Genomic DNA, 6,433 nt, shown 5'->3' on the forward strand with positions numbered 1-6,433 from the left:
TCGGCCTACTTCGTCTCGGCGAACCCAGGCCACCGATGGGTGCTCCTGCGGCTCTTGGGAATTGCCGGTGTCGGCTGCTGATTCCCCGCGCCAGGGTACGGGCGATGAAGTCGAGTCCAATGCGCGCCACCTCATAGACGGAAAAAGGGAATGCGAGCCGGGTGCCCGGATCGAGCGCCCCATCACCAAAACTTCGACGACGCGCGCGGGAGCAACCGTTACGGCTCCGCAACCGAGCACGAGAACGAACAAGACTGCGCAAAGGACGACCAGCAGGCCGGTCGCGATCACGGCCTAGCGACGGCGGCCTTCGATCGGAAGTGCGAGGAGCGGCGACTCGGTGCTGATCGTGGTGCTGGCGGCGATCGTCGTCGGTCAGCGGACGCGCCACGGAGGGCACGGCTCTCTTGCGCGGACAAGCGCGGCAGATTCGCCGCCGGATTGAGCGTCGCCATTAGATCCCGCGCGGCTGCGGGCGCGTGTGTGTCCCGAAGCCGACAAAATACAGTCCGTCCATTGCGAGCAGCGCCTGCTTCCTGGCCGCGGGCATCGCCGCGAAGGCCGGCATGGCGAAGATCTCCTCCGAGGCCGTGCCGTCGCGACGCATCATCACGACCATGTCAGGCACCGCCGCGATGATGGCCTCGTCCGCCATCGGCTTGTAACCCTCGATCGCCCCCGCCGCGTTGACTCCTCCCCCAATTCGATGATCGCTTCGGCGGAAGTGCCGCGCCCGCCGATCACGGGCCGTTGGTTCTGCAGCGAGAGCTCGAAAAGGACGCGGCGCGGCGTTTCCGTCTTGGCGACGACGCCGGCCGGCGTCGGGATGTCCGGCACGGATTCCATCCAAACGCCGGCTTCCCCTCAGAGCTTTGATCGCGGGCGGCCCGGCGCCTTCGAACACGATGACAAGCGATGGCTATATGGAGAGAACTCCCTCGGCCGACAGCGCCCGGAAATAGCCGACGTTCGGTTTTTTCTTCAGCGCCTCGGGCGGAAACTGACTCGTGGCGTCGATGGCTGCGATGCGGTTCTGCTGTCCCAGCGCATAGAGAAACTCGGTCACGGCGCCGCCAATCGCGACAATGCGGTTCGGTTGCCGTTCCGTTTGTCGATCGGGTTGTTCCGCGCGGCCCGATGAACCGTTCGTGAGACCACTGGCGATGACAATCGCCAATTCGAGCGTCGCGACCAGATCGCGGCGGCGTGGCCGCGAAAAAAAACGCCGGACCATCGATGGAGTTGCGGACGTGGCATCGATTATTGTCGATTATTCATGCGATCCTCACTTTGTCAAAATGAGTTTGTTGTTCGCTGTGACGCGCAACCGATAACGCTCGCCAGCATGAATGATCGTCACTTCGCGCCTCTCGCCCAAGAGCGCGCGCGCGTCGATTTCGGCGCGCGCTTGATCCCCGTTCGAGGAAAGCCCCCGATCGGAAGGCGGTTCGGTTTTGTGACCACTCATCTGTGTCGACTCTCTTTCGAACTAAGAGTCAACAAAGTTGTTTTCCTCGTCAATATGACTTATGCGTGGTTTGGAATACTTACAATGAGACAATTTGGAAGACTTACAAACTGACTATGTTGGAAATATTTCAAAGTTAATATTCTTTCTTTGGCCTTGAACGATCAAATCGACGCCGGTAGGAATCGCGGGCGCGCTTCAAATCGAGGCGTCGAACACAGCGAGCCAGCCAGGCCCATCCGCGCCGAGCCAGCCAGCAACACAACAGGCTGGGGGCTCAAGTTTCATGCGTCGCACGATTCCGCGCGGAGTTGTTCCAACATTGGCCGTAGCCACGATGTCCGCTGTCTTCACCGCTCTACCGGTCGCGCCATCTCGCGCCCAGCAGGCATTGCCCACGATCGATGTGGGCGCCGCGCATCCGGTCGTCCGGCGGCCGGTCCAGCGCGTCGACGCGCCGGCTCCGACGCCCGCGCCGGGACCCGCCAATGGAACGCCGCCGACCGGCGTCATCGGCCAACCGCCTGCGCCTTTTGCCGGCGGACAGGTCGGCAGCGGCGCGCGTGTCGGATTCCTCGGCAACCGCAGCGTCTTCAATACGCCCTTCAACATAACGAGCTATACGGACAAGCTCATTCGAGACCAACAGGCCCGAACCGTAGCGGATGTCGCCGATAACGACCCGTCCATACGCACCAATTCGCCTCGTTATAGTGGAATCGACGGATTTCTCATCCGCGGCTTCCCCGTCTTCGCCGGCGACTTCGCCTTTGACGGCCTCTACGGCGTTGTCGACTGGCGTAGCCAGGCTATCGAGCCGATCGAGCGCGTCGAGGTCCTCAAGGGTCCGAACGCGCTCCTGAATGGGGTCCCCCCGCTCGGGACGGTCGGCGGCGCCATAAATCTCATCCCCAAGCGGGCGACGGACGCGCCGCTCACGCGCGTCACGGCGGGCTTCGTATCCCGCGGACAGCTCGGCACGCATGTCGACGTCGGCCGCCGCTTTGGTCCGAATAACGAGTGGGGCGTTCGCTTCAACGGCGCCTATCGGAATGGCGGAACTCCCATCAACTTCCAAAATGAAGAGTTCGGAGTAGCCGCGCTCGCTCTGGACTACCGTGGCGAGAGGCTGCGCGTCACCACCGACCTCGGACTCCAGGGGCGGGATCTCGACGCGCCGACGCGCGTAAAAACCGTGCTGCCCGGCTTTCCGATTCCGCCATCGCCCTCACTGCGGATCAACCCGCAACAGCCATGGGAATATTATAACGCCCATCACTGGCATGGCGCTTTTCGAGCCGAGTACGACGTGCTCGAAAACGTCACCGCTTATGCCGCCTATGGCCACGCTCGTTTCGATGAACACTTCTTCGGCGGAGTTCTTCAGATATTCAATGCGCGGGGCGACTTTCGGTCGACGCCCACTCTGACTCCGCAGGACGTGCAAAGCAACACTGCGGAGGTGGGACTGCGCGCTCGCTTCGAAACCGGTCCGATCAACCACCAGATCGCATTGTCAGCCGTCGGCCTCTGGCAGGATACTGGAATCATCAATACGGCAGTCGGAAAAGCGATCACCTCGAACCTCTTTTTTCCTGTCTATGTCTTGCCGCGGAGTGATTTCGGCTTGCGCAATGATGCGCCTCGAACAGCCAACCGCAGGAACCTCGGCGCTGCGATCGCTGACACTTTGTCCGCCTTCAACGATCGTTTGCTCCTGACGGCGGGCGGACGCTGGCAAGAGATCGACGTCGAGAACTTCGACCCGAATACGGGTCTCAACTTTGACCCCAAGACCGGCCGCAGTAGAGGCTCGAATAATCAGGCTTTCTCGCCGGCCGCCGGGTTGGTGGTGAAGCCGATCGAGAACCTGTCGCTCTACGCCAATTACATCGAGGGACTGACCTCCGGCGGGATCGCGCCAGTCAATGCAATCAACGCAGGCGAAGCGTTTCCTGCTTTCGTGTCGAGGCAAATAGAGGTCGGGGCCAAATACAACTTCTTTGACGCTCTCGGAGTGACCGTCGCGGCGTTCCAGATCACGCAGCCGAGCAGCTTTACTGATCCCAGGACGCGGCGCTTTTCCGTGGACGGCGAGCAGCGAAACCGCGGCTTGGAGTTTAACGTCTTTGGCGAGCCGATGCTCGGACTGCGCCTCCTCGGCGGCGTCACCTTGCTCGACGGAGTCCTGACCAAGACAGCCAACGGGGTCAATAACGGCAAGACCGCCGCCGGCGTTCCGGACGTGCAGTTCAACCTCTACAGCGAATACGACTTGCCATTCTGGTTTGTCCCGGGGACGGCAACCCTGACAGGCCGGGTCATCTATACCTCGCCACAGTTCTATGATCAGGCGAACACACAAAAAATCCCGGACTGGACGCGTCTCGACTTGGGCGCGCGCTACACGGTCGAGATCGAAGGCAGGCCGGTGACGCTGCGCGTCAGCGTCGAGAATGTTCTCGACACCAACTTCTGGGCGACGACCGGGCGCGGGCTCCTGACCGCCGGCGCCCCGCGCACGTTCCTGGTCTCGACCAGCGTCGATTTCTGAAAAGGAAACGGGCCTTGGCCACCGGCCCCGCGACCGCATGGACGATCCGCCTGCGCAGGGCATTTATGTGGGTTCACCGGTGGCTTGGGCTGACTACCGGCGCGATCCTGACTCTCATTGGTCTCACTGGCAGCTTCAACGTTTTCTATCGCGAGTTCGACGCTGCTTTGAACCCGGCTCTCTACGCGCCAACTGGTCCGGAGCGGAGAGTCACGGTCGCCGAGGCGATGCAGGCGGCGTCAATGGCCGATCCAGCGCCGATCACGGCACTCATCGCTCCCGATCGGACTTGGCCCGTTTGGATTGCAATCCATGCTTATTCGAACGGCAATGGTCACCATCCGGACTTCTGGACTACGATGGTCGACCCTTCGACCGGCAGAGTGCTGGGGCGACGCGACTACACACACTCGTTCGCGTTCACGATCTATCGCCTGCATTCCACGCTTTTGCTCCAAGAGTGGTGGGGCAAGGAACTCGTCGGCGTAATGGGGCTCGGGCTTCTCGGTTCGGCCCTGTCGGGCTTGTATTTGTGGTGGCCGCCGCCGGGCCGCATCTGGCGGTCAATCTCGGTGCGCAAGGGCGTTTCGCCCCAGCGCTTGATGATCGACCTTCACAATTCGGCGGGTTCTTGGATGCTGCTTGCACTCATTGTGGTCGCAGCCACTGGCGTAGGGATCGTTTTTCCGAACGCTGTGCGCCCGATCGTAAGCCTATTCTCGGTGGCAACACCCTATCCTTCTCCCACCGTCGCGGCGCCGCCCGTGAAGGGAGCGCCGACGCTCTCAGCGGACCAGATCGTCGAACTGGCGCGAGCGGCTAAGCCGGGCTTAGACATCGCGCTGCTAAACCCTCCGGTCGAAGCGCACAATACCTGGCGCGTGCTGTTCCACCCTCAGGGGGCCGATCCCGCCCTGCGCTCGCGCGGCGCGATCTGGCTCGACCGGTGGACGGGCGCGCTCGTGCATGACCGCACGCCCAACGTGATGTCGATAGGCGATCGCTACGTCACCGAACAGCTCTGGTTACACAACGGTGCGACACTCGGCTTCGCCGGTCGTCTGCTCGTATTCGCATCTGGATTCGCGCCTCTTGCTCTGCTCGTCACTGGTTTTGCGATCTGGCGAAACAAACGGCAGCCGCGGGGAAGCTTGATGGCGCCGCCCGCGCGGAAAGTTCTCAAGAGCCGCATGGCCTTCTGTCAGCGGCCCAACCTCGCCAAGGCGAAGCAATGACTGGTGAGTTTGTTGCTCGCTGCCCGCATGAAAGAGATTCTTTCGCGCCCAGGAGCACGCGCGCATCGATTTTCGACGGGCGCCGGGTCCTTTTCAACGAGCGCCCGGGTCCTTGTTGGAGGGCAACGCCCGATCGGAAGACTGCGGAGTCTTACATTCGCGTCGACTCTCTTTCGAGGCAATGAGTCAACAAAGTTGTGTTCATCGTAATTTTCAATAAGGCAACCTGTAAGGTTTACAAACTGACGACCCTGGAAATATTTCAAAGTGAATATTTAGATTTGGCGTTGATCGACGAACTCGACGCCATTAGGAGTCATCAGCACACTCCAAATGGAGGCGTCGAAACACAGCAAGCCAACTAGGCCAATTCGCGCCGAGCCAGCTAGCAACAAAACAGGCTGGGAACTGGAGTCGGATGTGTCTCATGTGTCGCTTGTCCTACAAGGCGATTTGGGGCGGAGCCTTGCTAGCTTTCGCTTTCGCAGCCTCGCCATCCTGCGCCCAGCGCATTGGAAGCCCCCGAGATTCGAGCGCACGGAGCGAATGGATTCAAGTTGCCGATCGTCGTCTGTGAAGCGAACCGCGGAATGGTCACCGCAGAGGGACAGCGCGCCCGCGCCGGACGGAACGCTTGCATATAAATGCCCGGATTGCTGCCTTGCGGCCCTTGCTGGCGCGGCCGTGCTGCCGGAACGCAGCGCGGTCCTGACGCGGCCCCCCACCGAACCTGCGGCGACCGTTCATTATTATGCAGGCTCGGCGCGCCAGCCGGAAAGCCTGTCGTTTAGCGCCGCAAATGGCGCTCGCGCCTCCCGTCCTTCCGATCTCCGGATTGCCCGTCAAGGCTCCCGATGCGCGCCGCGCCGGAGTCTGATTGCCGGCTATCGCCGCTTAGCGGCCTCTCGTCTCGCGAAGACATAACAAAACAAAAACTGACGCTTCGCCTGCGCGATCGCCGCAAGCGTCCTAAAGAAACGAGTGAGTGAAAATGGATTACAACACGCTTTCCCCTCTCGCCATGTTCCTCAACGCCGGTCCTGTCGGAAAGGCCGTCATGGCGCTGCTGCTGCTCGCGTCGATCTGGACGTGGGTGCTCATCGTCGAAGGCGTGGTGGCCGTCACCCGCATCGCCAAATCCGCGCGCTCGGCGCGTCTGGGCGGAGACGTTGGCGT

At 61.6% G+C, this 6,433-nt stretch carries 5 protein-coding genes and 1 pseudogene; 3 read left to right on the forward strand and 3 right to left on the reverse strand.

Annotation, left to right across the window (positions count from 1 at the left end; genetic code table 11):
• Positions 1–454: 454 nt before the first annotated feature.
• The 3 genes from NEI07_RS08210 to hemP form a co-directional block, all read right to left on the reverse strand.
• The gene (locus NEI07_RS08210) at positions 455–655 is read right to left on the reverse strand and encodes a hypothetical protein (protein ID WP_175095373.1); all 201 of its coding nucleotides are present in this window, start codon (positions 653–655) and stop codon (positions 455–457) included.
• A gap of 264 nt (positions 656–919) precedes the next feature.
• A complete protein-coding gene (locus NEI07_RS08215; RefSeq protein WP_328516965.1) occupies positions 920–1,177 on the reverse strand; it encodes a hypothetical protein in 258 nt (85 codons plus the stop codon).
• A 108-nt stretch (positions 1,178–1,285) separates the two neighbouring features.
• The gene (hemP, locus tag NEI07_RS08220) at positions 1,286–1,468 is read right to left on the reverse strand and encodes a hemin uptake protein HemP (RefSeq protein WP_256033935.1); all 183 of its coding nucleotides are present in this window, start codon (positions 1,466–1,468) and stop codon (positions 1,286–1,288) included.
• A 322-nt stretch (positions 1,469–1,790) separates the two neighbouring features.
• On the opposite strand from hemP, the gene NEI07_RS08225 reads away from it, so the two are divergent.
• The 3 genes and pseudogenes from NEI07_RS08225 to NEI07_RS08235 all read left to right on the forward strand — a co-directional run.
• Entirely contained in the window at positions 1,791–4,022 is a 2,232-nt protein-coding gene (locus NEI07_RS08225; protein ID WP_256033936.1) for a TonB-dependent receptor, read from the forward strand.
• A 14-nt stretch (positions 4,023–4,036) separates the two neighbouring features.
• Positions 4,037–5,257 carry a PepSY-associated TM helix domain-containing protein gene (locus tag NEI07_RS08230; protein ID WP_256033937.1) on the forward strand — a complete coding sequence of 407 codons (1,221 nt, stop codon included), beginning with the start codon at positions 4,037–4,039 and terminating at the stop codon, positions 5,255–5,257.
• A 991-nt stretch (positions 5,258–6,248) separates the two neighbouring features.
• Positions 6,249–6,433: pseudogene (locus NEI07_RS08235) on the forward strand (MotA/TolQ/ExbB proton channel family protein); the annotation flags it as partial.

The sequence above is a fragment of the Methylocystis suflitae genome (assembly GCF_024448135.1).
GTDB classification, from domain to species: domain Bacteria; phylum Pseudomonadota; class Alphaproteobacteria; order Rhizobiales; family Beijerinckiaceae; genus Methylocystis; species Methylocystis suflitae.

Bases quoted from the DNA above. Each gene is read 5' to 3' on its own strand.
- NEI07_RS08210 (WP_175095373.1), bottom strand. From the start codon at position 655: ATGGCGGACGAGGCCATCATCGCGGCGGTGCCTGACATGGTCGTGATG.
- hemP (WP_256033935.1), bottom strand. From the start codon at position 1,468: ATGAGTGGTCACAAAACCGAACCGCCTTCCGATCGGGGGCTTTCCTCG.